21 protein-coding genes and 1 pseudogene are annotated in these 22730 nt (G+C 68.3%); 14 read left to right on the top strand and 8 right to left on the bottom strand.

Features of this window, described 5'->3' with window-relative positions; translation table 11 throughout:
- Positions 1-3: 3 nt before the first annotated feature.
- The 4 genes from qcrB to ctaE are packed head-to-tail and all read right to left on the bottom strand — an operon-like array spanning position 4 to position 4272.
- Positions 4-1647 carry a cytochrome bc1 complex cytochrome b subunit gene (gene qcrB, locus ADBZ6K_RS02535; protein WP_526344227.1) on the bottom strand — a complete coding sequence of 548 codons (1644 nt, stop codon included), beginning with the start codon at positions 1645-1647 and terminating at the stop codon, positions 4-6.
- Positions 1644-2807: a cytochrome bc1 complex Rieske iron-sulfur subunit gene (gene qcrA / locus ADBZ6K_RS02530; protein WP_526344226.1), complete on the bottom strand. Its 1164-nt coding sequence runs from the start codon at positions 2805-2807 to the stop codon at positions 1644-1646. Before qcrA ends, qcrB begins: the two co-directional genes overlap by 4 nt.
- The gene (gene qcrC / locus ADBZ6K_RS02525) at positions 2804-3625 is read right to left on the bottom strand and encodes a cytochrome bc1 complex diheme cytochrome c subunit (protein ID WP_526344225.1); all 822 of its coding nucleotides are present in this window, start codon (positions 3623-3625) and stop codon (positions 2804-2806) included. The genes qcrA and qcrC overlap by 4 nt, the downstream gene beginning before the upstream one ends.
- A 35-nt stretch (positions 3626-3660) precedes the next feature.
- The gene (ctaE, locus tag ADBZ6K_RS02520) at positions 3661-4272 is read right to left on the bottom strand and encodes an aa3-type cytochrome oxidase subunit III (protein ID WP_526344224.1); all 612 of its coding nucleotides are present in this window, start codon (positions 4270-4272) and stop codon (positions 3661-3663) included.
- Between the two features lie 125 nt (positions 4273-4397).
- Between ctaE and trpD the strand changes: the two genes are divergently transcribed.
- Positions 4398-5483, top strand: coding sequence for an anthranilate phosphoribosyltransferase (gene trpD, locus ADBZ6K_RS02515; protein WP_526344223.1), 1086 nt, complete (start codon positions 4398-4400; stop codon positions 5481-5483).
- An 879-nt stretch (positions 5484-6362) separates the two neighbouring features.
- Here the strand turns inward: trpD and ADBZ6K_RS02510 are convergent.
- A pseudogene (locus ADBZ6K_RS02510) lies at positions 6363-7328 on the bottom strand (DEDD exonuclease domain-containing protein); the annotation flags it as partial.
- Positions 7329-7639: 311 nt separating this feature from the next.
- On the opposite strand from ADBZ6K_RS02510, the gene ADBZ6K_RS02505 reads away from it, so the two are divergent.
- The 4 genes from ADBZ6K_RS02505 to ADBZ6K_RS02490 all read left to right on the top strand — a co-directional run bounded on the left by ADBZ6K_RS02505 (position 7640) and on the right by ADBZ6K_RS02490 (position 11124).
- Positions 7640-7834, top strand: coding sequence for a hypothetical protein (locus ADBZ6K_RS02505; protein WP_526344362.1), 195 nt, complete (start codon positions 7640-7642; stop codon positions 7832-7834).
- A gap of 153 nt (positions 7835-7987) precedes the next feature.
- The gene (gene ripC, locus ADBZ6K_RS02500) at positions 7988-9151 is read left to right on the top strand and encodes a peptidoglycan hydrolase RipC (RefSeq protein WP_526344222.1); all 1164 of its coding nucleotides are present in this window, start codon (positions 7988-7990) and stop codon (positions 9149-9151) included.
- On the top strand, positions 9120-9965 hold the full coding sequence (locus ADBZ6K_RS02495; protein WP_526344221.1) for a peptidase: 846 nt from the start codon (positions 9120-9122) through the stop codon (positions 9963-9965). Before ripC ends, ADBZ6K_RS02495 begins: the two co-directional genes overlap by 32 nt.
- Positions 9966-9969: 4 nt before the next feature.
- Positions 9970-11124 (top strand): glycosyltransferase family 4 protein, encoded by a 1155-nt coding sequence (locus tag ADBZ6K_RS02490; RefSeq protein WP_526344220.1) that lies wholly within the window; start codon positions 9970-9972, stop codon positions 11122-11124.
- Here ADBZ6K_RS02490 and ADBZ6K_RS02485 read toward each other — a convergent pair.
- A complete protein-coding gene (locus ADBZ6K_RS02485) occupies positions 11109-12938 on the bottom strand; it encodes an AMP-dependent synthetase/ligase (protein WP_526344219.1) in 1830 nt (609 codons plus the stop codon). The two genes, ADBZ6K_RS02490 and ADBZ6K_RS02485, sit on opposite strands and share 16 nt — an antisense overlap.
- 97 nt (positions 12939-13035) lie before the next feature.
- Here ADBZ6K_RS02485 and ADBZ6K_RS02480 point away from each other — a divergent pair, with 97 nt between their 5' ends.
- From ADBZ6K_RS02480 to ADBZ6K_RS02460, 5 genes are all read left to right on the top strand, one after another.
- Positions 13036-13425 carry a polyketide cyclase / dehydrase and lipid transport gene (locus ADBZ6K_RS02480; RefSeq protein WP_526344218.1) on the top strand — a complete coding sequence of 130 codons (390 nt, stop codon included), beginning with the start codon at positions 13036-13038 and terminating at the stop codon, positions 13423-13425.
- A gap of 94 nt (positions 13426-13519) precedes the next feature.
- Positions 13520-13957, top strand: a complete 438-nt coding sequence (locus ADBZ6K_RS02475) for an SRPBCC family protein (protein WP_526344217.1) — start codon at positions 13520-13522, stop codon at positions 13955-13957.
- 94 nt (positions 13958-14051) lie between these two features.
- On the top strand, positions 14052-15332 hold the full coding sequence (locus tag ADBZ6K_RS02470) for an ArsA family ATPase (protein ID WP_526344216.1): 1281 nt from the start codon (positions 14052-14054) through the stop codon (positions 15330-15332).
- Positions 15329-15679: a hypothetical protein gene (locus ADBZ6K_RS02465; protein WP_526344215.1), complete on the top strand. Its 351-nt coding sequence runs from the start codon at positions 15329-15331 to the stop codon at positions 15677-15679. The genes ADBZ6K_RS02470 and ADBZ6K_RS02465 overlap by 4 nt, the downstream gene beginning before the upstream one ends.
- Before the next feature lie 135 nt (positions 15680-15814).
- Entirely contained in the window at positions 15815-16540 is a 726-nt protein-coding gene (locus ADBZ6K_RS02460) for a lysophospholipid acyltransferase family protein (protein WP_526344214.1), read from the top strand.
- A gap of 82 nt (positions 16541-16622) precedes the next feature.
- Here ADBZ6K_RS02460 and ADBZ6K_RS02455 read toward each other — a convergent pair whose 3' ends face one another.
- Positions 16623-17978 carry a glycosyltransferase 87 family protein gene (locus ADBZ6K_RS02455; protein WP_526344213.1) on the bottom strand — a complete coding sequence of 452 codons (1356 nt, stop codon included), beginning with the start codon at positions 17976-17978 and terminating at the stop codon, positions 16623-16625.
- 84 nt (positions 17979-18062) lie between these two features.
- Here ADBZ6K_RS02455 and ADBZ6K_RS02450 point away from each other — a divergent pair, with 84 nt between their 5' ends.
- From ADBZ6K_RS02450 to ADBZ6K_RS02440, 3 genes are read left to right on the top strand one after another with little or no spacing between them, the layout of a single operon-like run.
- Positions 18063-18953 (top strand): hypothetical protein, encoded by an 891-nt coding sequence (locus ADBZ6K_RS02450; protein ID WP_526344212.1) that lies wholly within the window; start codon positions 18063-18065, stop codon positions 18951-18953.
- An 8-nt stretch (positions 18954-18961) separates the two neighbouring features.
- The gene (locus ADBZ6K_RS02445; protein WP_526344211.1) at positions 18962-19468 is read left to right on the top strand and encodes a polyadenylate-specific 3'-exoribonuclease AS; all 507 of its coding nucleotides are present in this window, start codon (positions 18962-18964) and stop codon (positions 19466-19468) included.
- Positions 19469-19519: 51 nt separating this feature from the next.
- Positions 19520-20917 (top strand): class II 3-deoxy-7-phosphoheptulonate synthase, encoded by a 1398-nt coding sequence (locus ADBZ6K_RS02440; protein ID WP_526344210.1) that lies wholly within the window; start codon positions 19520-19522, stop codon positions 20915-20917.
- A gap of 22 nt (positions 20918-20939) precedes the next feature.
- Here the strand turns inward: ADBZ6K_RS02440 and ADBZ6K_RS02435 are convergent, their stop codons facing one another.
- Entirely contained in the window at positions 20940-22157 is a 1218-nt protein-coding gene (locus tag ADBZ6K_RS02435) for a protein kinase domain-containing protein (protein ID WP_526344209.1), read from the bottom strand.
- 75 nt (positions 22158-22232) lie between these two features.
- On the opposite strand from ADBZ6K_RS02435, the gene ADBZ6K_RS02430 reads away from it, so the two are divergent.
- Positions 22233-22637, top strand: coding sequence for an Rv2175c family DNA-binding protein (locus ADBZ6K_RS02430; protein WP_526344208.1), 405 nt, complete (start codon positions 22233-22235; stop codon positions 22635-22637).
- The last annotated feature ends 93 nt before the right edge of the window (positions 22638-22730 follow it).

Below are 22730 nucleotides of genomic sequence, written 5' to 3'. Positions count from 1 at the left end.
GGATCAGTGATGACCGTTGGTGGTCTTCCCATTGGAGGAGCGGTCCTGATGTTCGCGCAAGGCCGTGACGGCCTTGTGCTCGGCCGCCTGTGCCGACTCGACCAGTGCCTCGTTCTCGATGAGGGGATCGCCGTTGAGGAAGCTGCCGGTGCCCGGCGCGCCCGCCGAACCCAGCTTGTTCATCCGCTTCGGCACGGCCGCGCCCTGGTACTCGAGCGGAATCGCGTGTCCGTGGCCGTCGACCGGCCCCAACGGCTGATGGAGCTCGATGTAGGCACCGTGCGGCAGCCGCTTGATGATGCCGGTCTCGATGCCGTGCTCGAGCACCGCGCGGTCGCTGCGCTGCAGCCCCACCGCCCAGCGGTAGGCGATGACGTAGACGATCGCAGGCAGCACCACCATGCCGATACGGCCGATCCACGTCGTCGCGTTCAGCGAGATGTGGAACTTCAGCGCGATGATGTCGTTCATCGCGGCCAGGGTGAGGATCATGTAGAACGAGATCGCCGCCGCGCCGACGGCGGTGCGCACCGGCACATCCCGGGGCCGCTGCAGCAGGTTGTGGTGGGCGTCGTCGCCGGTGAACTTCTTCTCGATCCACGGCCATGCGATGAGCAGGCCGAACACAATGCCCATGATCAGCGCGACCCAGAACGCCGCGGGAACGGTGTACCGGCCGAACGGGTAGAGCTCCCAGGCCGGGAAGATACGGGCCAGGCCCTCCGTCCACATCATGTAGAAGTCCGGCTGGCTACCCGCCGACACCTGGGACGGTTTGTAGGGGCCCAGCGTCCAGATCGGGTTGATGCTCAACAACCCGCCCATCAGGCCGAGGATGCCGACCGTCACCGCGAAGAACGCACCCGACTTGATCGCGAACACCGGCATGACGCGCACGCCGACGACGTTGGTCTCGGTGCGTCCGGGTCCGGGGAACTGCGTGTGCTTCTGGAACCACACCAGCGCAAGGTGGACGCCGATGAGCGCCAGGATGATGCCGGGGATCAGCAGGATGTGCAGCGCGTAGAGCCGGGGGATCAGGATGTCGCCCGGGAAGTCGCCACCGAACAGTGCCCAGTGCATCCACGTGCCGATCACCGGGACGCTGAGGGTGATCGACGACAGCGCGGCCCGCAGGCCGATGCCCGACAGCAGGTCGTCGGGCAGCGAGTAGCCGAAGTAACCCTCGAACATGGCCAGGATCAACAGCAGTGAGCCGATCACCCAGTTGGCCTCGCGCGGCCGGCGGAACGCGCCCGTGAAGAAGATCCGGGCCAGGTGCACCATGATCGCCGCGGCGAACATCAGGGCCGCCCAGTGATGCACCTGGCGGACGAACAGCCCGCCGCGCACCTCGAAGCTGATGTTCAGCGCAGTCTCGTAGGCGCGTGACATCTGCACCCCGCGCAGCGGCTGGTAGACGCCGTCGTAGGTGACGTGGGCCATCGACGGGTCGAAGAAGAGCGTCAGCCAGACGCCGGTGAGCAGCAGCACGATGAAGCTGTACAACGCGATCTCACCCAGCAGGAACGACCAGTGGGTGGGGAACACCTTGTTCAGCTGGCGTCGCACCGCAGCCGACGGGTGGTAGCGCGAATCAATGGCGTCGCCCTGTTTGGCAAGCCGCTCAGCAGATTTCGAACTCATGAACGCCGCTCCCAGAATGCCGGTCCGACAGGCTCGATGAAGTTTCCGTTGGCGACCAGATAGCCGTCCTTGTCAATCGTGATCGGCAGCTGCGCGAGCGCACGGGCGGCCGGACCGAAGATCGGCTTGGCGAAGTGCAGCGCGTCGAACTGCGACTGGTGGCACGGGCACAGGATGCGGTAGGTCTGCTGTTCGTACAGCGACGACGGGCAGCCCAGATGTGAACACACCTTGGTGAACGCGAACAGTTCACCGAAGTTGAAGCTCTCCTGTCCCTGCCGCTTGACCACCTTGTGCATGTCGGCGGGCTTGATGCGGATCAGCATCACCGGGTTGCGCACGCCCATGGAGATGGCGGTGAGGTGGTGGGCCGATTCGACGGTGGTGCCGTCGCCGTCGGATGCCCGCCACGGGAAGACGGTCTCCATGCCGCCGGCGTCGATATCCTCCGGGCGCATCTTGACCAGCGGTGCGCCGATGGTGTTTCCGGTGGCGCGGGCCAGGTAGATCGTCTCGCCGTGGAACCGCGGGGTCCAGTCCGACGTCCACAGCACGGCCTCGAGGCCATCGGCCGTCGGCACCACCGGCTTCCACGGGTTCTTGATCAGCCCGCCGATGAACGCGACCAGGGTGCCCACGCCGAACGCGCCGAGACTGAGACCGAGGGACAGCCCGATCATCTTGCGCCGCCGCAGCGTTGAGCCCTCCAACGCATCGGTCAGATTCGCCGCGACGGTCTTGCGCTGCAGCTCGGTGGACCGGCCGTCGTGGCGATCCTGGATCGAGATCTCCTCGGGGATGAACTTTTTCTGGAACAGCACCGCGCCGATGCCGATCGACAGGATCGACAGGCCGAACAACAGGCCGTACAGCGGCGTGGCGAGGGTATAGACGAACTCACCGGGCTCGCCGTAGGGCACGTACTCCCACGGCCAGAACAGGAACACCAGCAGCAGCGCCAGGCCCGAAAAGCCGCCGAGCAGAAGCCAGTACGAGACGGTGCGCTCGGCCCGCTTCTCGGCCCTGGTGCCGTGGACCGGCCAGCGCGGCTCCTTATAGATGGTCTCGACGCCATCGAGCTTGCCGCCGAGCTCGACCAGTTCCTCGCGGGACATCTCGGCCAATTGGGCGTCGGTGGGTTCCTTCTGGATGTCGCTCATGCCCTCACTCCGATCCACAGCGCAGCACCGATGATGGCCACCATGCCGATGATCCACATGGCCATACCTTCGGGGGCGGGGCCGAATCCGCCCAGGCCGTACCCGCTTGGGCTGGGGGTCTCGGCGGCCATCCGGACGTAGGCGACGATGTCGCGCTTCTCCTCGGGTGAGAGCTGGCGATCGGAGAACTTCGGCATGTTCTGCGGTCCGGTCAGCATCGCGGTGTAGATCTGCTGCGGGTTGACCTCGCCGAGGTCGGGTGCGTACTTGCCCGACGACAGAGCGCCGCCCTTGCCGGTGAAGTTGTGGCAGGACGCGCAGTTGAGCCGGAATAGGTCACCGCCGCGGGCCACGTCGCTGCCGAGCAGCGATTCCTGGGCGATGGCGCCGTCGGCGTCGCGGACCACTGTCGGGCCGCCGCCGTTGGCCTGCACGTAGGCGCCCAGCGCGTCGATCTGCGCCTCGTCGAAGTTCGGGGGTTTGGTCGGTGCCTGCGCGCCGAGGCTCATCGCAGGCATGCGGCCGGTGGACACCTGGAAGTACACCGCGGCTTCGCCGACACCGATCAGGCTGGGTCCGCGGTCGGGGACGCCCTGCAGGTTCACGCCGTGGCAGCTGACGCACGAGGTGTCGAACAATTGCTGGCCGGTCCGCAGCAGTGCGGACTGGGCTTCGTCGGCGACCGCGACCTGCGGCGCTGGCGTAAGCGTGGCAGCCATTCCGCCCGCGGCCGTCAGCCCGATCAGCAGCAATACCGCTGCCGACAAACGCCTACGAAACCGACGGCGGGACTTGCTGGTCATCGAACCCCTTCTCATCGGCCGAGAATGCTGGGATATCTCTTCTGGGGAACTCATCGAACGAAATAGATCGTGGCGAACAGCGCAATCCAGACGATGTCGACGAAGTGCCAGTAGTACGAGACGACGATCGCCGCGGTGGCCTGCGCCGGGGTGAACTTGCTCATCTTGGTACGGGCGAGCAGCAGGATGAAGGCGACTAGGCCGCCGATGACGTGCAGGCCGTGGAATCCGGTGGCCAGGTAGAAGACCGAGCCGTACGCGCTGCTGGAGATGGTGGTCCCATGCGTGACCAGGTGGTAGTACTCGTAGCCCTGGCCGAGGACGAAGAACAGCCCCATCAGGAAGGTGACGACGTACCAGCGACGCAGCCCGAACACGTCACCACGCTCGGCGGCGAAGACGCCCATCTGACAGGTGAACGACGATGCGATGAGCACCAGCGTCACCGGTACGGCCTGAACCAGATTCAGTTCCGTGGGTGCCGGCGGCCAGTCGCCGCCCGCCTGGGCGCGCGCCGTGAAGTACATCGCGAACAGCCCAGCAAAGAACATTAGTTCACTGGAAAGCCACACGATGGTGCCGACACTGACCATGTTCGGCCGGTTCAGCGAATGTACGCGCGACGTGATGGCGGTTCCCGAGGTACCTACAGCGCTCGTCACACCATGAAGTATGACGCTTTGTAGTTGTCGATCTCCACCCGGGGGCCGCATTTCGTCAGAGTTGTTTTTGCGGCCGGCCGCAACGGTGTCTGTTCTCCGGCCCCGAAACGGCTCCGGGGGGTGTCTTGGGTAGTTCTTCGCGCCATGCGACTATCGGGCGCGTGACTGCCATTTCATGGCCCCAGATACTGGGCCGTCTGACCACCGGACAACCCCTGGAACGCGGCCAGGCCACCTGGGCCATGGACCAGATCATGACCGGTGCCGCGACGCCGGCGCAGATCGCGGGCTTCGCCGTGTCGATGAAGATGAAGCGGCCCACTTCTGGCGAGGTCGCCGAACTCGCTGACGTGATGCTCTCGCACGCACGCCGCGTGCCGACTGACGACATCGGCACCGACGCCGTCGATGTCGTCGGCACGGGCGGCGACGGCTCCAACACCGTCAACCTGTCGACGATGGCCTCGATCGTGGTGGCCGCGTGCGGTGTCCCGGTGATCAAGCACGGCAACCGCGCGGCGTCGTCGCTGTCGGGCGGTGCGGACACACTGGAGGCGCTCGGGGTGCGCATCGACCTCGGGCCGGACGAAGTGGCCAGGAGCGTCGCCGAGGTCGGCATCGGATTCGCGTTTGCTCCGCAATTCCACCCGTCCTACCGGCACGCCTCCGGGGTGCGCCGGGAGATCGGCGTCCCGACGGTCTTCAACCTGCTCGGGCCGCTGACGAATCCGGCGGGGCCGCGGGCCGGCCTGATCGGGTGCGCCTGGGCCGATCTCGCCGAGGTGATGGCCGGAGTGTTCGCCGCCCGGCGGTCCAGCGTGCTCGTGGTGCACGGGGACGACGGCCTCGACGAGCTGACCACCACGACGACCAGTGTCATCTGGCGGGTGCAGGCGGGCACCGTGGAGCGGCTGACGTTCGATCCGGCGGCGTTCGGGTTCCGGCGCGCCGAACTGAGCGAGCTGGTCGGCGGGGACGCCGAGTCCAATGCCGCCGCCGCCAGAGCGGTGTTCGGCGGGGCCAAAGGCCCCGTCCGCGACGCGGTGGTGCTCAACGCCGCGGGCGCGATGGTCGCCCATGCCGGCCTAGCCAGCGACGCCAAATGGGTTCCGGCGTGGGAGTCGGGTCTGGCCCGGGCCGCCGAAGCGCTCGACTCCGGTGCGGCCGAACAGCTGCTCGCGCGATGGGTGCGGTTCACGCAGAGCGTCTGACGCGCCGTCGGCGCCCAGTTCCTGTTCGGCGGCCAGCCGTGCCGACCGGGCCGATGCCGCCCACGCCGCGAACCGTCCTGCGGCCAATGCCGGTGTCGCCCAGCCACATTCGGCGTCTGCCGAGGTACGCACGATGCGTGTCCCCGGCTTGGCGAGCCAGCGTGCGACGAGTCCGGTCTCCTCGACCAGCGCGCCGCCGAGCGGCGCCGATGTCGGCATGATCGTTTGTGCCGCCGCGCAGATGGCGTCGACGACGGGCATCGGCGGCACCCCGCGCCCGGCGTTGCCCGCGCCCGCGAGCTGGCCGTGCCTGATCACCGCCAGATGCCAGCCGCCCGAGCCGTCTGGGCGAGCGGCGACCAGGTCGGGCAACGCGGCCAGGCTGTGCAGGCGCTGGCCGCGCCACAGCGCCTCGATCGCCACTGCGGTGTGGTCGCGCAGCCGGGCGGCGGTTTCATAGCGGTGGGCCTCGGCGAGCGTCGCGATGTGTGCCAGCGCCTGCGCGATCGCGCCGCAGTCGCGGCCGCGGATCAGGTCGAGTGCGCGCAGCGGCGCGCCGGCGTAGGCGGCGGCGTCGATACCCCGCGGCGCAGGGCACGGCGACAGTTCCCGCTCGGGGCAGGCCGGGCCGTGGGTCGCCGAGCGCGCCAGGCGCGCGGTGCAGCTGCGCACCCCGGTGAACCGGGACAGCAGGGCGGCGGTCTGCGCGGCGTCGGATCTGGACCGAAACGGGCCGACGGCCGAATCCGTTCGTGGTGTCCGCACCACGGTGTCTGATCGTGGTGCCCGCACCACGGTGTCTGATCGTGGTGCCCGCACCACGGTGTCTGATCGTGGTGCCCGCACCACGGAAAACCGGGGGAACGGCTCGTCGGTGAGCACCACCCACCACCAGCGGTGCGGGAACTTCGAGCGGCGGTTGTAGGGCGGCGCGTGGGCGGCGAGCAGCCGCAGCTCGCGCACGCCCGCCTCGAGGTCGTGTGCGCACTCGACGTGGTCCACCGCGATGGCCAGCGACGCCATCTCCTTGATGCGGGTGCGCGGGTCGGCGCCGGTGAAGTACTGGCCGACGCGGCGCCGCAGGTCGACGGCCGTCCCGACATAGAGCACCTCACCGGCGGGCCCGCGGAACAGGTACACCCCCGGCCGGTGCGGGAGGTGTGCGGCCAGCACCCGGTTGCGGCGCTGGGCGGGCGTGACGTCGGGCAGATACGACCGCAGGTCGGTGTAGGTGTGCACACCCTGGTTGCCAACCCGTTCGATGAGTCGGTGCAGCACGTCGACGGTGGCGCGCGCATCGTCCAAGGCGCGGTGGGTGGGGGTCGTCGCGGTGCCGAACAGCCGGGCCAGGGCCGCCAGCCGGACGCTGGGCGCCTCGTCGCGGGTCAGCACGCGGCGGGCCAGCCGAACCGTGCACAGCACCGGCGGGCGCGGCCACGCGATATGGCAGCGTTCGGCGGCTGCGCGCAGAAAGCCGATGTCGAAACCGGCGTTATGGGCCACCAGCACCGCCCCGCGGGCGAACTCGAGAAACGCGGGCAGCACCGACTCGATGCGCGGGGCGTCGCACACCATCGCCGTTGTGATCCCCGTCAGAGCGACGATCTGCGGCGGGATGGCCCGGCCCGGATCGACGAGGGTGGCCAGCTCGCCGAGCACCTCCCCGCCGCGGACCTTGACCGCCCCGATCTCGGTGATGGCGTCGTGGTTTTCGCCGCCGGCCCGTCCGCCCGTGGTCTCCAGGTCCACCACGACGAACGTGGTCTCGCGCAGGGAGATCCCCGCGACGTCGAACGCCGACCGCTCTGCCGGGCCGTCGGAGAGGTCGAAGCTGAGCTGACCCATAGGTGGTGACGGTAGGAAACCGGACCGACATCCTGGCCGAGCCACGCAGACGGGCGGGTGCTCGTCAGCGCCGAGATCGACGTTAGCGCGAGAAAGTGCGAGTGAAGGCCGCGCTGGCGTCGATCTCGGTGAACGCCCGCTCCGCGGACCCGGGAAGGCTGTCGGTGGGGCCCGATACCGTGCGGTCACCTGACGGAGAGGACGGACCGATGACGTACGAAGAGGGCGCCCAAGACCCCAACCCCGACCCCAACCCCGACCCCAACCCCAACCCCGACCCCAACCCCGGCACCCGCCCTGCTACCGGCACGGTGGTCATCGATTGCGACGACTGCGCCGTTCGGGGGCCCGGATGCACGGATTGCGTTGTAAGTGTGCTGTTGGGGGTCCCGGATGCTTTGCTCGACGACGAGTGCAGAGCACTGGAAGTGCTTGCCGACGTGGGCCTTGCGCCGCGGCTGCGTTTGGTGCCGATTCACCGGCCGGGACGCTCGGGCGTTGCCTGACGACACGCGGCTATCCGTTGCGTTGAGAAAGATTCCCGCGGGGCTGTTAAATTTGCGTCTCGTGTTGGACAAGGCCGATGCCGTTTCGTAACCTATCTGAGACCTAAACGAGTTCCAGGCGGCACGGAACGCCAGTTTTAAGGACGCACAATCTTGAGGCTCACGCGCGCGCACCGAACGTCACGTTTGGTCAAAGGAACCCTAGTCGGTGCGATTGCGGGACTGACGATTTTCACCGGCGCCCTCGCCACGAGTGTGCACGCCGACCCCGCCAACGACGCCATGGCAAAGCTCAACGAGCTCTCGCGGGAAGCCGAAGAGACCACCGAGGCAATGCATTCGGCGCAGCTGGACCTCAACGCCAAGCTGGCCGCGCAGCAATCCGCCGAAGCCAAGCACATTACCGACGCCGCCGCGCTTGAAACGGCGAAGACTCACCTGGCAACGTTTCAGACCGCGGTGAACAAGCTTGCTGCCGCCGAGTACATGGGTGGGCGCACCGACGGCATGGACGCGATCCTGACCGCCGCCTCTCCGCAGGGGCTGATCGACCAGCTCGCGGTGCAGCGCGTGATGGCCACCGAGATGTCCGCGCAGATGGGCAACTTCCGCGCCGTCAGCGAGCAGGCTGCGCGCGCCGAGGAGGTGTCCGCGAAGTCCGCCGCCGACGCCAAGACCGCCGCCGAACAGGCCGCCGCGGTGCGCGCCGACCTGCAGTCCAAGCAGAGCCGGCTGCAGGTGCAGATCGCAGTCGTGAAGTCGCAGTACGAGGCCCTCACGCCCACACAGCGGGAGGTGCTGGCGGCCGCACCGCCCGCTCCGCCGGTGCCCGCCGCGGTGCCAGCCCCGGATGCGCCGCCGGCCAACGATCCCGCCATCCTGGCCGCCCCGCCCGCTGCCATCCCGCCGGGTGATATGGCGCCGCCGCCGGAGGCCGCGCTGCCTGCGCCGGCACCGATGCCCGCGCCGAACGGATACGCGGCCACCGTGATTCAGGCCGCCCTGAGCCGCATCGGATCCCCGTACGTGTGGGGCGGATCCGGGCCAGGGTCCTTCGACTGTTCCGGCCTTGTCATGTGGTCCTTCCAGCAGGCGGGCATCTCGCTGCCGCACTCCAGCCAGGCCCTGGCCCACGGCGGCCAGCCGGTTTCGGTGGATCAGATGCAGCCCGGCGACTTGGTGACCTACTACTCCGACGCATCCCATGTGGGCATCTACATCGGCGACGGAATGATGGTCCACGCGTCGACCTACGGCACACCGGTGCGGGTCGCCCCGGTGAACAATGCGCCGATCTACAACGTCCGCCGCTACTGATCGCATCCGGCTCGGACTGCTGCTCGCAGTGGAGTTGATCCTTGCGGCAACGCTGATCGGGCGATCGCCCGCCGCACCGCAGCCGTCCGCGCCGTATGCGAATCCTGTAGCGACACAAGCCGTGCCGTCCGCTGCCGCGCCGTCGGAGCCCTACGTACTGGCCGACGGCCGCAGGGCCCGCCTGGTCGGTCTCGGCGGCCCGGTCACCGCACCGTTGCTGAGCCGCATCGCCGAACAGATGGCCGACGCCACCGCCGCGGTGACGGCCTTCTGGGGGCACGACTGGCCACGTGAGATCACGGTTGTCGCCTCTGCCACCGATGAGCAGTTCCACTCCCTGGTCGGCTTCGGACCCGACACCGCCGCCGCCACCACCGACGAGCGGATCGTGTTCGCACCCGGGGCCACCTCGATGAATCCTGCTGCGCTGCGGATTGTGTTGCGCCACGAGCTGTTCCACTACGCGGCCAGGTCGGTGACGGCGGCCGATGCGCCGCGCTGGCTGACCGAAGGCGTCGCCGACTTCGTCGCCAGGCCCGTCGGTCCGCCGCCGGCGCCGCATTCGACGCTGACGCAGTTGCCCACTGACGCCGCGCTGGATGCGGTGGGCCCCGAGCGTTCCCTCGGCTACGACCAGGCCTGGTGGTTCACCAGGTATGTCGCCGATCGCTACGGAACACCCGCACTTCGCGCTCTGTACCGACGGGCCTGTGGGCCCGGGCATCCCGATGTGGCCACGGCCGTGCGAGAAACCCTCGGTGCAGGCCTGCCCGAGGTACTCGACGGGTGGCGGCACTGGCGGGCGCTGGCCTGACGGAATGGCACGGGTCCTGCTGGTTACCAACGACTTTCCGCCGCGCCGCGGCGGCATCCAGTCGTATCTCCACGAGCTGGTGACCCATGTGGTGGCGGCGAACGCACACGCCGTCACGGTCTACGCCCCGCGCTGGAAAGGCGCCGACGACTTCGACGCCGCGGCCGGTGCCGCCGGCTACGAGGTGGTCCGCCATCCGGGCACGCTCATGCTGCCGACACCGAGGGTCGCGTGCCGGATGTCCCGCCTGATCGGCAGCCGCGACATCGACACGGTGTGGTTCGGGGCGGCGGCGCCGCTGGCCCTGCTGGCGCGCCGGGCCCGCCGCGCCGGAGCGTGCCGCGTGGTGGCCAGCACGCATGGACATGAGGTGGGCTGGTCGATGCTGCCGGTCGCACGCTCGGCACTGCGCCGGATCGGCAACGATACCGACGTGGTGACCTTCGTCAGCCACTACACCCGCCACCGGTTCGCCTCCGCGTTCGGGCCCGACGCCGCGCTGGAACATCTCGCGCCGGGAGTGGACACCGAGCGCTTCGCCCCCGACCCCGCCGCGCGCGCCGAGCTGCGCGCCCGCTACCGGCTCGGTGATCGACCGGTGGTGGTGTGCGTATCCCGGCTGGTGCCGCGCAAGGGGCAGGACATGCTGATCCGCGCACTACCCGCGATTCGGCAGCGGGTGCCGGGGACCGCGCTGGTGATCGTGGGTGGCGGACCGCACCGCCAGGCCCTGCAGCGCCTGGCGTACCGCTACGGGGTGGCCGAGCATGTGGTCTTCACCGCGGGCGTCCCCGGTGACGAGCTGCCAGCTCACCACGCCCTTGGCGACGTCTTCGCGATGCCGTGCCGTACCCGCGGCGCGGGACTGGACGTCGAGGGGCTGGGAATCGTGTACCTGGAAGCGTCGGCGACCGGCGTCCCCGTCGTCGCGGGCCGCTCGGGCGGTGCGCCGGAGACCGTGCGCGACGGGGAGACGGGCTTCGTCGTCGACGGGTCGGACACCGCGGCGATCTCCGCGGCGGTCGGTGACCTGCTGGGAGACCCCGACCGGGCGGCGCGGATGGGCGCCGCCGGCCGGCGGTGGGTCGTCGCCGATTGGCAATGGCACACCAAGGCGCAACGCCTGGCCCGATTGCTGGACCCTCAGCCCTTGTCGTAGAGCGATTCGATGTCGGTCGCGAACTTCTGGGCCACCACCGCCCGCTTGACCTTCATCGTCGGGGTGAGTTCTCCGGTGGCCTCGGTGAAGTCGACCGGCAGGATCCGGAACTTGCGGATCGCCTCGGCCTTGGACACCGCTTTGTTGGCCTCCTTGACCGCCACGTCGATCTCGGCCACCAGGTCCGGGTCGGAGGCCAGGTCGGCCACCGACGCGCCGGGATCCTTCTGGTGCCGGCCCTTCCATCCCTCGAACGCTTCGGGGTCGATCGTGATCAGTGCCGCCACAAACGGTTTGGCGTCGCCGACACACATCGCCTGGCTGATCAGCGGATGCGCCCGCAGCTGGTCCTCCATGATCGCGGGCGCGACGTTCTTGCCGCCCGCGGTGACGATGATCTCCTTCTTACGCCCGATGATCGTCAGGAAGCCGTCGTCGTCCACCGCACCCAGATCGCCGGTGTAGAACCAGCCGTCGTGCAGGACGGCCTTCGTCTCCGACTCGTTGTTCCAGTAGCCGTCGAAGACCACGCCGCCCTTGACCAGCACCTCTTTGTCGTCGTTGATGCGCATGCTGTTGCCGGGCAACAGCTTTCCCACCGATCCCACCTTGAGGCCACCGATCCGGTTGACGGTGATCGCCGCGCTGGTCTCGGTCAGCCCGTAACCCTCGTAGATGCTGAGGCCGACGCCGCGGTAGAAATGGCCCAGCCGCGCACCGAGCGGGGCGCCGCCGGAGATCGCGGCGTGGCACTCGCCACCGAGCGCCGCCCGCAGCTTGCCGTAGACCAGCCGGTCGAACAGGGCGTGCTTGGCCTGCAGCAGTACATGCTGCGCGACGCCCATGATCCCGGAGTCGCCTGCCTGGTTGTCCTGGGCTGTGCTCCACTGGATGGCGGTTTCGGCCGCGATCTGGAAGATCTTGCCCTTGCCAGAGTTCTCGGCGTTCTGTTCGGCGGTGTTGTAGACCTTTTCGAACACCCGCGGCACCGACACCACGAGAGTGGGTTTGAACACCCCGAAGGTCGCCACCAGGTTCTTGACGTCGCTGGTGAAGCCGAGCGTCACCTTGTTGGTGAATGCCGCGATGGTGATCGCCCTGGCCAGCACGTGCGCCAGCGGCAGGAAGACGAGCAACCGCTCGCCCTTGGTCAGATGATCGGGGAAGCAGGCCTTGGCCGCGCGGATCTCGTAGAGCAGGTTGGAGTGCGTCAGCTGGCAGCCCTTGGGCCGCCCGGTGGTGCCCGACGTATAGATCAGCGTGGCCGGATCGGCCGAGCGGATCGCCGCGAGGCGCTTGTCGATCTCGCCGGGGTCGACGGCGGCACCCGCATCGGTGAGGACGTCGAGGGCCGCGGGACCGGCTCCGTCGATCCGGAGCACCTTACGCAGCGCGGGCAGCTCCGGGGCGAGCTGTTCGACCATGTCGCCGTGTCCGTCGGTTTCGGCGAACAGCAGGACGGCGCCGGAGTCCGCCAGCACGAAGCGCACCTGCTCGGCAGAGGACGTCTCGTAGATGGGTACGGTCACCGCGCCGATGGACAGGATCGCCATGTCGATGATCGGCCACTCGTACCTGGTCGCGGACAGCACCGCCACCCGGTCGCCGGGCTGCACGCCTTCGGCTATCAAACCCAGTGCCGCGGAACGGATCTGGCCAGCCGCCTGCGAGCAGGTGACATCGGTCCATGCGCCGTCGACCAACCGCCGGAAGATCACGTGGTGCGGATCGTCGCGTTCGTGGGTGAACACGCAGTCGGCGATGTTGTCATGCTCGGCGACGGTGAACGTCGCGGGAACACTGAATTCGGGCACGATTGACAGCCTCCCGGCTTCTGGTAGCGGCGTTGCCAGGACCAGCCTAGTCGGCCCCGTACCTGCGGCGGAGACGCATGTGTGAAGCTTGTTGACGATGAACAGCATCCAGATCGCCGACGAGACGTTCGTTGCCGCCGACCCCGTCGACGTCGGCAGGGCGGTGGCGGACCCGGCGGCGTGGCGGCGATGGTGGCCCGACCTGCGACTGACCGTGATCGAGGACCGCGCCGACAAAGGGCAGCGCTGGACGGTGACCGGAGCGCTGACCGGCACGATGGAGATCTGGCTGGAGCACGAGCTCGACGGCGTCATCCTGCACTATTTCCTGCACGCCGAGCCGTCGGGCGCCTCTGCCTGGCAACTGACCAGGTCAAAGCTGGCCAAGCTGAACCACTCACGACGGGTCGCGGGTAAACGGATGGCTTTCGAGGTCAAGCGGACGTTGGAGGCGGCGCGGCCGGTGGGAGTGTCGAGGCTGGCCTGATACTTCGGCCAGACGGTACGGGGGCAGGTAGATTCTGGTGCGGAGGGTATGAGCAAGCGACCCGGGAAGCGCCAGTGGGCAGGAGGGCAGGCCGGTGGCGGACAAGACGGCGCAAACCATCTACATCGAGGCCGACCCTTCGACGGTGATGGACGTCATCGCGGACATCGGTTCCTACCCGGACTGGGTGGCGGAGTACAAGGAAACCGAGGTGCTCGACGTCGACGACGAGGGCTACCCGAAGACCGCGCGTCTGGTGCTCGATGCGGCGGTGCTCAAGGACACCATGGTGCTGTCGTACACGTGGCCGCCCGACCGCGCGTCGGTATCGTGGACGCTGGTGTCCAGTTCGCTGCTCAAATCCCTCGACGGCGCATATCGTCTGTCGCCAAAGGGTTCTGGCACCGAGGTCACCTATGAGCTGTCCGTCGACTTGGTGATCCCGATGATCGGGCTGCTCAAGCGCAAGGCGGAGCGCAGACTGACCGACACCGCGCTGAAGGACCTCAAGAAGCGGGCCGAGGCTGAGTGAACTCCGGTGATCCCCAGGCACCGCGGACGCGAGGAGCGAAAGAAGCACCGCGGACGCGAGGAGCGAAAGTAGCACCGCGGACGCGAGGAGCGATATGACAGCCTCGCATGCGAGCGAATCGGTACGCGCCCGGATCAGTCTGTTCGTCGGTAAGGGTGGCGTCGGGAAGTCGACGCTGGCGACGGCCACGGCCGTGCGCTCCGCCCGCGCCGGCCTGCGGGTGCTGATCGTCTCCACCGACCAGGCGCATTCGACCGGCGACGTGCTGGGCACCACCATCACCCCTACCGGCCAGCGGGACCCGACGCGGGTGCTGGCCGAACTGGACGCAGGCGGAGCGTCGGGCAGTGGCGGATCGCTGGACGCGCTTGCGCTGGATACCCTGGCGCTGCTGGAAACGCGGTGGCGCGAGATCGCAGCCACCATCACCGCCCGCTTTCCCAACTCGGATCTGGGAGATATTGCGCCGGAGGAGCTCTCGGCGTTTCCCGGCATCCAGGAGGTCCTCGGCCTGCACGAGGTCGCCGAGCTGGCCGATTCGGGACTGTGGGATTACGTCGTCGTGGACTGCGCATCGACCGCCGATGCGTTGCGGATGTTGACGCTGCCCGCCACGTTCGGCCTGTACCTGGAGCGGGCCTGGCCGCGCCATCGGCGGTTGACCGGTCGGCCCGACGACATGACGACGTTGGCGCTGGTCTCCTTGCTGGAACGGATCGATGCCGCCACCAAGACGCTGGGCTCGTTGATCACCGACGCATCGCGGGTGGATGCGCATCTGGTGATGACGGCCGAGCGGGTGGTCGCCGCCGAGGCCGTCCGCACCCTGGGGTCGCTTGCGCTGATGGGTGTGCGGGTCGACGAATTGATCGTCAATCAGATTCTCATTCAAGATGATTCCTACGAGTATCGGAACCTGCCCGACCACCCGGCCTTCGACTGGTATGCGGAGCGGATCTCCGAACAGCGCAGTGTGCTCGATGAACTCGACACCACCATCGGCGATGTCGGGTTGGTGCTGGTCCCACACCTCGCGGGCGAGCCGATCGGGCCCAAGGCGCTCGGTGAATTACTGGACAGTGCGCGTCGGCGCGGTGGCTCGCCTCCTCCCGGCCCGCTTCGGCCGATCGTCGATCGTGAGTCGGGATCCGGAGTCGATGCGATCTACCGATTGCGGTTAGAGTTGCCCCAGGTCGACGCAGGCACGCTGGCGCTGGGTCGCGTCGACGACGACCTGATCATCGGCGCTGGCGGCATGCGCCGCCGCGTCCGTCTAGCGTCCGTACTGCGGCGATGCACCGTGGTGGACGCGCAACTGAGGGGCAGCGAACTCACTGTGCGTTTCCGACCAAAACCGGAGGTGTGGCCGGCGTGAAGGCCCCGCACGCCGACCTTGGACCCGAGTTGCGCCAGCTCGCCCAAGCGATCCTGGACCGCCTCGAGCCTGCGGTTTGGGCGGCGGCCGCCGCTGCGGCGGGTCAGGAACCGGGGCAGTGCCAGCAGGTGTGGTGCCCGGTGTGCGCGCTGGCGGCACTCGTCAAGGGCGAACAGCATCCGCTTCTGAGCATGATCGGCGAGCACAGTGCCGCATTACTCGCGGTGATCCGGGCAATGGTCGCGGAGTCGCAGACCGCCCCGGGTTCCGACGAGCCCCCGCCGGACGAGCCGCCGCCACCCTCGCCGGGGCGCTACGAGCACATACCGGTCACCGTCGAGGAGTGATTTCCGTCTCGTCGCGCGGGCGCCGACTGCGCGGTATGTGGTCAGCATCGACGGGGCGTGGGTAGAGTTGTCGCCGAGCATCTCGTCGGAGTGCCATACGGTTGTCTGACGTCAGATGCCCAATGGGGAGGGTCCATGTGGTACTGGCTTTTCAAGTTCGTCTTGATGGGGCCCCTGTTGTCCCTGCTGGGCCGCCCGAAAGTCGTAGGGCTGGATAATATTCCGTCCTCCGGCCCGGCGATCCTCGCGAGTAACCACCTGGCCGTCGCAGACAGCTTCTATCTGCCGCTCGTGGTTCGGCGCAGGATCACGTTCCTGGCCAAGGCCGAGTACTTCACAGGCACCGGGATCAAGGGGTGGTTCACCCGGTGGTTCTACACCGTGGCCGGACAGGTACCCATCGACCGCACTGATGCCGGTTCCGCGCAGAACGCGCTGAACACCGCAGAACGGCTGCTCGCTGAGGGCAAGCTGCTCGGCATGTATCCGGAGGGCACCCGCTCGCCCGACGCGCGGCTCTACAAGGGCAAGACGGGCTTGGCCCGGCTGGCGCTGCAGACCGGGGTACCGGTGGTTCCGGTCGCGATGGTCGGGACCGACGTGGTCAACCCGCCGGGGAGCAAGATGTGGCGCTTCGGCCGGGTCGAGGTCAGATTCGGCAAGCCGATGGACTTCAGCCGGTTCGAAGGATTGGCAGGCAATCGGTTCATCGAGCGCGCTGTCATCGACGAGGTGATGTACGAGCTGATGCAGCTCTCCGGGCAGGAATACGTCGACCTTTATGCCGCCGACGTCAAGGCCGGCAAGAGTGGTGCGACGGGGTCTGCGTCGGCACGCGTCCCGGAGACAGCCGCCGGCTGAGCCGGCAGTCCAGCAGAAGCCGGCTGAGCCGGCAGTCCAGCAGAAGCCGGCTGAGCCGGCAGTCCAGCAGAAGCCGGCTGAGTCAGCTGGCCGCGGGTACCGGGGACGCGCCGAGCGGCGGGCGGCTGCGTTCGGCGGCATGTGCCGCCGCTGCGCCGCCCACTACGATCATCGCGATCGCCCACCATGCGTAGGAACCGCCGGCGAGCTGGCGCACCACGGATGCGGTGGTCTCGCGATGCTCGGGTAACAGGGTGATGGGCGTCCACACCATGAGCGCGACACCGGCGACGGTGACCAGGCCGAGCAGCGCGTTGCGTTGCCGGTAGGCCACGATGGTCGCCGCCAGCACAGCCGGCAGCGTCCACACCCAGTGGTGTGACCACGACACCGGCGAAACCACCAGCCCGAAGAGGGCGACGCAGATCAGCGCGAGGACCGCTTCGTCCCCCTCCGGGACCCGGGCTGCCGCGACGCGTAGCAGGCGCCGCACCGACCAGATCGTCAGCGCCAGCACCGCGAAGCATGCGAGGGTCCACAGCACGAACCGCGGTCCTTCACCAAGGCCCAGCCTTGCCAGCGCACCCGAGATGTTCTGGTTGGTGTTCAGCGTCGCGGTGCCGATCCGATCGGTGTTGCGTACGGTGGTCGTCCAGTACTCCCACGAATCGCTCCATGCCAGGGCGAACCCGACGGCGGTGGCCACCACCACCGATGCGGCCGTGACCAGCAGGGCGCGCACGTCGCGGCGCAGCAGGAAGTACAGCAGGAAGACGGCGGGGGTGAGCTTGAGGGCGATCGCCAAGCCGAGCAGCAGCCCGCGCGGCCACGGCGTCCGGCGCGGCACGCAATCGGCGATCACGAGGGTCATCAGCACGACGTTGATCTGCCCGAACTCGAAGTTGGCCTGGATCGGCTCCAGGTGGATCACCGCGGGCACCACGATCGCTGCGGCCAGCCAGCCGCGGCGCAGCCACGCCGGTTCGGAGGTGGCCGAGGTGTGCGGCCACACGTTCAGCCTGCTCAGCACGATCGTCGTCGAGACGACGAGCAGCACCAGCGTGGCCGCGGTGATCGCGGCGCTGGCCACCGGCAGCGAAACCAGGGCGAACGGCGAGAACGCGACGGCCGCGAGCGGGGGATAGGTGAAGGGCAGGTCGATGCCCGCGCCGGTGTGGAACGTGGACCCCTGCGCATACAGCGGCCGACCGTCGAGCCAGGCCTGACCGCCCATCCGATACACGTCGATATCGATCCGGTAGGGCGTGTGGCCCAGGAGCCGCCAGCCCACCCAGACCAGGCCGGCAACGGTGGCCAGCTGGAACAGTCGCCAGCCCACAGCCGGCAACGGTCCGGCCTCCAGGCGTGCGCGCCAGCGCGCGGCGTCGGCGAACCGCCCGCGCATCCCAGCCCAGTGAGGCGAGTGCCGAATACTCATACCATCGAACAGACTATCGGTGCGCGGCGGTGCGCCGACGGGTATCCCGGGCGCGACGTGCGCAGGTCGGCGTAAGTTTTCTGCGTGAACGCGACCTTCCAGCTCGACTTCGTCACCCGTGACCGGTTGCCGTTGGTGTGTTGCCTGATCGCGTTCATCCTGACCTTCTTCGTGACGCGTACCATCGTGCGTTACATCCGACGGCATGCGGACAGCGACGCGCCCCGCAAATGGTGGCAGCCCCGCAATATCGGGCACGGGTCGCTGCACATCCACCACGTGGTGATCGGTGTGATCTTGGTCATGGTCTCCGGCATATCGATGGTGACGCTGGCGGTCAGCGGGGGAGTACCCGAATTCACGGTCGCGTCAATCTTTTTCGGGATCGGTGCCGCGCTGGTGCTCGACGAGTTCGCGCTGATCCTGCACCTGTCCGACGTGTACTGGGCGGAGGACGGCCGCACGTCGGTGGATGCCGTATTCGCCGCGGTGGCGGTGGCGGGCCTGCTGATCCTCGGTTTCAACCCGCTGTCGTTCTTCGACGTCGGTATCTGGCGAGGCGACCCGTCGGTTATCGTCCGTGCGACGGTGGTGGTCGTGGCCGTCCTGACATTGATGCTGGCGGTGGTCGTGCTGCTCAAGGGCAAGGTGTGGACGGGACTGGTGGGCATGTTCATCACGCCGTTGCTGGTGATCGGCGCGATCCGGTTGTCGCGCCCGCACGCCCCGTGGGCGCGCTGGCGCTACACCACCCGGCCGCGCAAGATGCACCGGGCACTGGAACGTGAGCGATGGCTGCGGCGTCCGATCGTGCAGGCGAAACTGTGGCTGCAGGATGCCATCGCCGGGATGCCGAAGTTCCCCGACGACGCGGCGGTGGACGAAGAACTGGACCGCGAGATCCATGCCGCGCCCGCACCCCGGGACCGCGCCCCCCACGACGGCCCTCCACGAGATCAGGAAGCCGCGGCGTAGGGCCGGTCATGCGCTACTTCTACGACACCGAGTTCATCGACGACGGCAGCACCATCGACTTGATATCGATCGGAGTGGCGGCCGAGGACGGGCGCGAGTACTACGCCATCTCCACCGAGTTCAATCCCGACCGGGCGGGCAGCTGGGTGCGCAAACACGTGCTGACGAAACTGCCATCGCCCGCGTCGCCGCTGTGGCGGTCACGACGCCAGATCCGCTCGGAGCTGGAGGACTTCTTCGGCATCGACGGTGACGAACCGATCGAACTCTGGGCGTGGGTCGGCGCCTACGACCATGTGGTGCTGTGCCAGCTGTGGGGACCGATGACGCACCTGCCACCCGCGATACCCCGGTTCACCCGGGAATTGCGCCAGTTCTGGGAGGACCACCGCTGTCCGCGGATGCCGCCGCGTCCGCGTGACACCCACGACGCCCTCGTCGATGCCAAGCACAACCTGCTGCGCTACCGGATCATGACCGGCACCGCGACCGCCGCGCCTGAGCGCCGGGGCTGACCTGCAGGTCCGGCGTCAAAATCGGATGTCCGTGCCAGTTACCATGAACGGGTGAACTGGACCGTCGATATCCCCATCGACCAACTCCCATCGCTTCCGCCGCTGCCGGACGACCTGCGCCACCGGCTCGACACCGCGCTGGCCAAGCCGGCCGCCCAGCAACCCAGCTGGCCGGCCGATCAGGCCAAGGCGATGCGCACGGTTCTGGAAAGTGTTCCGCCGGTGACGGTGCCGTCGGAGATCGAGAAGCTCAAGGCACAGCTGGCCGCCGTGGCGCGGGGCGAGGCCTTCCTGCTGCAGGGCGGCGACTGCGCCGAGACGTTCGTCGACAACACCGAGCCGCACATCCGGGCCAACATCCGCACCTTGCTGCAGATGGCGGTGGTCCTCACCTACGGCGCCAGCATGCCGGTGGTCAAGCTGGCCCGCATCGCCGGTCAGTACGCCAAGCCGCGGTCGTCCGACATCGACGCACTCGGCCTGAAGTCCTACCGCGGCGACATGATCAACGGGTTCGCACCCGATCCCGCCGTGCGTGACCACGACGCGTCCCGCCTGGTGCGGGCCTATGCCAACGCCAGCGCTGCGATGAACCTGGTCCGCGCCCTGACCTCGTCGGGCCTCGCGTCGCTGCACCAGGTGCACGACTGGAACCGGGAGTTCGTCCGCACATCGCCCGCCGGTGCGCGCTACGAGGCGCTGGCCGCCGAGATCGATCGCGGCTTGTCGTTCATGAGCGCGTGCGGGGTCAACGACCGCAATCTGGACACCGCCGAGATCTACGCCAGCCACGAGGCACTGGTGCTCGATTACGAGCGGGCGATGCTGCGGTTGTCCAACGACTTCCCGGTCGACGCGCCGGAACCGCGGCTTTACGATCTGTCGGCGCACTACGTGTGGGTGGGTGAACGCACCCGGCAGCTCGAAGGTGCGCATGTGGCGTTCGCCGAGGTGATCGCCAACCCCATCGGGGTCAAGATCGGGCCGACGATGTCACCGGAGGCCGCCGTGGAGTACGTGGAGCGCCTCGATCCGCACAACCAGCCGGGCCGGTTGACCATCGTGAGCCGGCTGGGCAACAACAAGGTGCGCGATCTGCTGCCGCCGATCATCGAGAAGGTTCAGGCAACCGGCCATCAGGTGATCTGGCAGTGCGACCCGATGCACGGCAACACCCACGAGTCCTCGACCGGGTACAAGACGCGCCACTTCGACCGCATCGTCGACGAGGTCCAGGGCTTCTTCGAGGTGCACCGCGCGCTGGGCACCCATCCCGGCGGCATCCACGTCGAGATCACCGGCGAGAACGTCACCGAATGCCTCGGCGGGGCCCAGGACATCTCCGACACGGACCTGGCCGGGCGCTATGAGACCGCGTGCGATCCGCGGCTGAACACCCAGCAGAGCCTGGAGCTGGCGTTCCTGGTCGCCGAGATGCTGCGGGACTGAACGGCTCCGGATACTCGGCGGGTCACAACATCGCGCTGACGTTGCTGCCGAGGATCCACGCGCCCGCGGCGACCAGACCGGTGAGGGTGAGGATCGCGACGACCCAGAACAGCAGCGCCCGCCTGGCTCGCTGCTGAGCCCAGTGGAACTCGTCGATGTCGATGCCGGCAAATCGCACCGCGGCGGGCCGGACGGGATCCCGGTGTGGTTGCCAGTCCTCGGGTCCGCGGGTGAGCCGCCTGGTGTGCTGGCGCGGCGCGGGTTGTGCGGCCAGGTTCGCGGGCTGGCCACTCACCTCGGTGGTGGCGTCCCGGGCAAACCCGCTGTGGTAGCGCGCCGCCGACGCATGCTGAGCGGACTCGCGCGGCGCAGGCACCCGGAAGTCGGGCAGTCCCAGTTCGTCGACGATCGCGTCGAGGTCGTCGGCCATATCCTGCGCGTCGGCGTAGCGTTCGGCGGGGTCGCGCGCCGTCGCCCGCATCACCAGCTCATCGAATTGTGGTGGCACACCGGCGATCACGGTGCTCGGAGGGGCGACATCCTGGTCCAGCCGCTGGTAGGCGATGGCCAGCGCGCTGTCGCCGTTGAACGGGGTGAGGCCGGTGAGTAGTTCGTAGGCGAGGATGCCGAGGCCGTAGACGTCGCTGCGCGGCCCGGCATCACCGGTACTGACCTGCTCCGGTGACAGGTAGGCCGCCGTGCCGAGGATCACGCTGGTCGAGGTGATCTTCGCGTCGGCGACGGCGCGGACCAGACCGAAGTCCGCCAGCTTGACCTCGCCATCGTCGGAGATCAGCACGTTCTCGGGTTTGATGTCGCGATGCACCAGCCCGGCCCGGTGTGCGGCCGCGAGCCCGCCGAGCACGGGACCCAGAACGGCCGCCGCCGCATGGGGCGGCATCGGGCCGCGCTCGCGCAGCAGTTCGCGCAGGGTGCCGCCGTCGATGAGTTCCATCACCAGGAACGGATGCTGACCGTCGATGCCCTGGTCGTACACGGCAACCACACCTGCGTCCTTCAGACGCGCCACCGCGCGCGCCTCGCGCTGGAAGCGGGCCAGGAATTCCCGATCGCCGGAGTAGCGGGAGTCCATGACCTTCACCGCCACCGGGCGATCGAGCCGAAGGTCGAGTCCGCGGTACACCGTGGACATGCCACCGGTGGCGATAGGGGCGTCGACTCGGTACCGCTCGTCCAGCACAGCGCCGACGAGCGGTACAGGTTGCTCGTTTGCCGCCATCGAACACATCGTACGTAGCCGGTCTTGGCGCCAACGGCACCACGCAGACCGCTCCGGCATTCTAGAATCTGTGTGGTGAGCAGCATTCCGGCCGCTGATGATGTGTTGGAAGCCGACGAGGACGTATTCGACCTGCCCGCAGTCGCCGGCATGCTCGGTGTCCCGGTGACGAAGGTGCATCAACAGCTTCGTGAGGGTCATCTCGTTGCGGTGCGCCGAAACGGATCGGTGGTTGTGCCCAAGGTCTTCTTCGACGACACCGGCCATGTGGTCAAAGCCCTGCCCGGCCTGCTTGTGGTGTTGCACGACGGTGGATACCGCGACACCGAGATCGTGCGCTGGCTCTTCACGCCCGATCCGTCGTTGACGATCCGGCGGGACGGGTCCGCAGAGCGGCGGGCCAACGCGCGCCCCGTCGACGCGCTGCACTCCCACCAGGCGCGCGAGGTACTGCGCCGCGCCCAGGCGATGGCGTACTGACCCACCCTGCGCGTCGTCCCCCTTCCGGCGAGGGTGCGTGTTTGTGCACCGACACGCCGCTCGGGCCGTACAAATGCGCACGCTCGCCGGGGT

It is taken from the genome of Mycobacterium sp. (assembly GCF_044223235.1).
GTDB lineage: Bacteria > Actinomycetota > Actinomycetes > Mycobacteriales > Mycobacteriaceae > Mycobacterium.
This window is presented reverse-complemented; position numbering and strand designations above follow the sequence as displayed.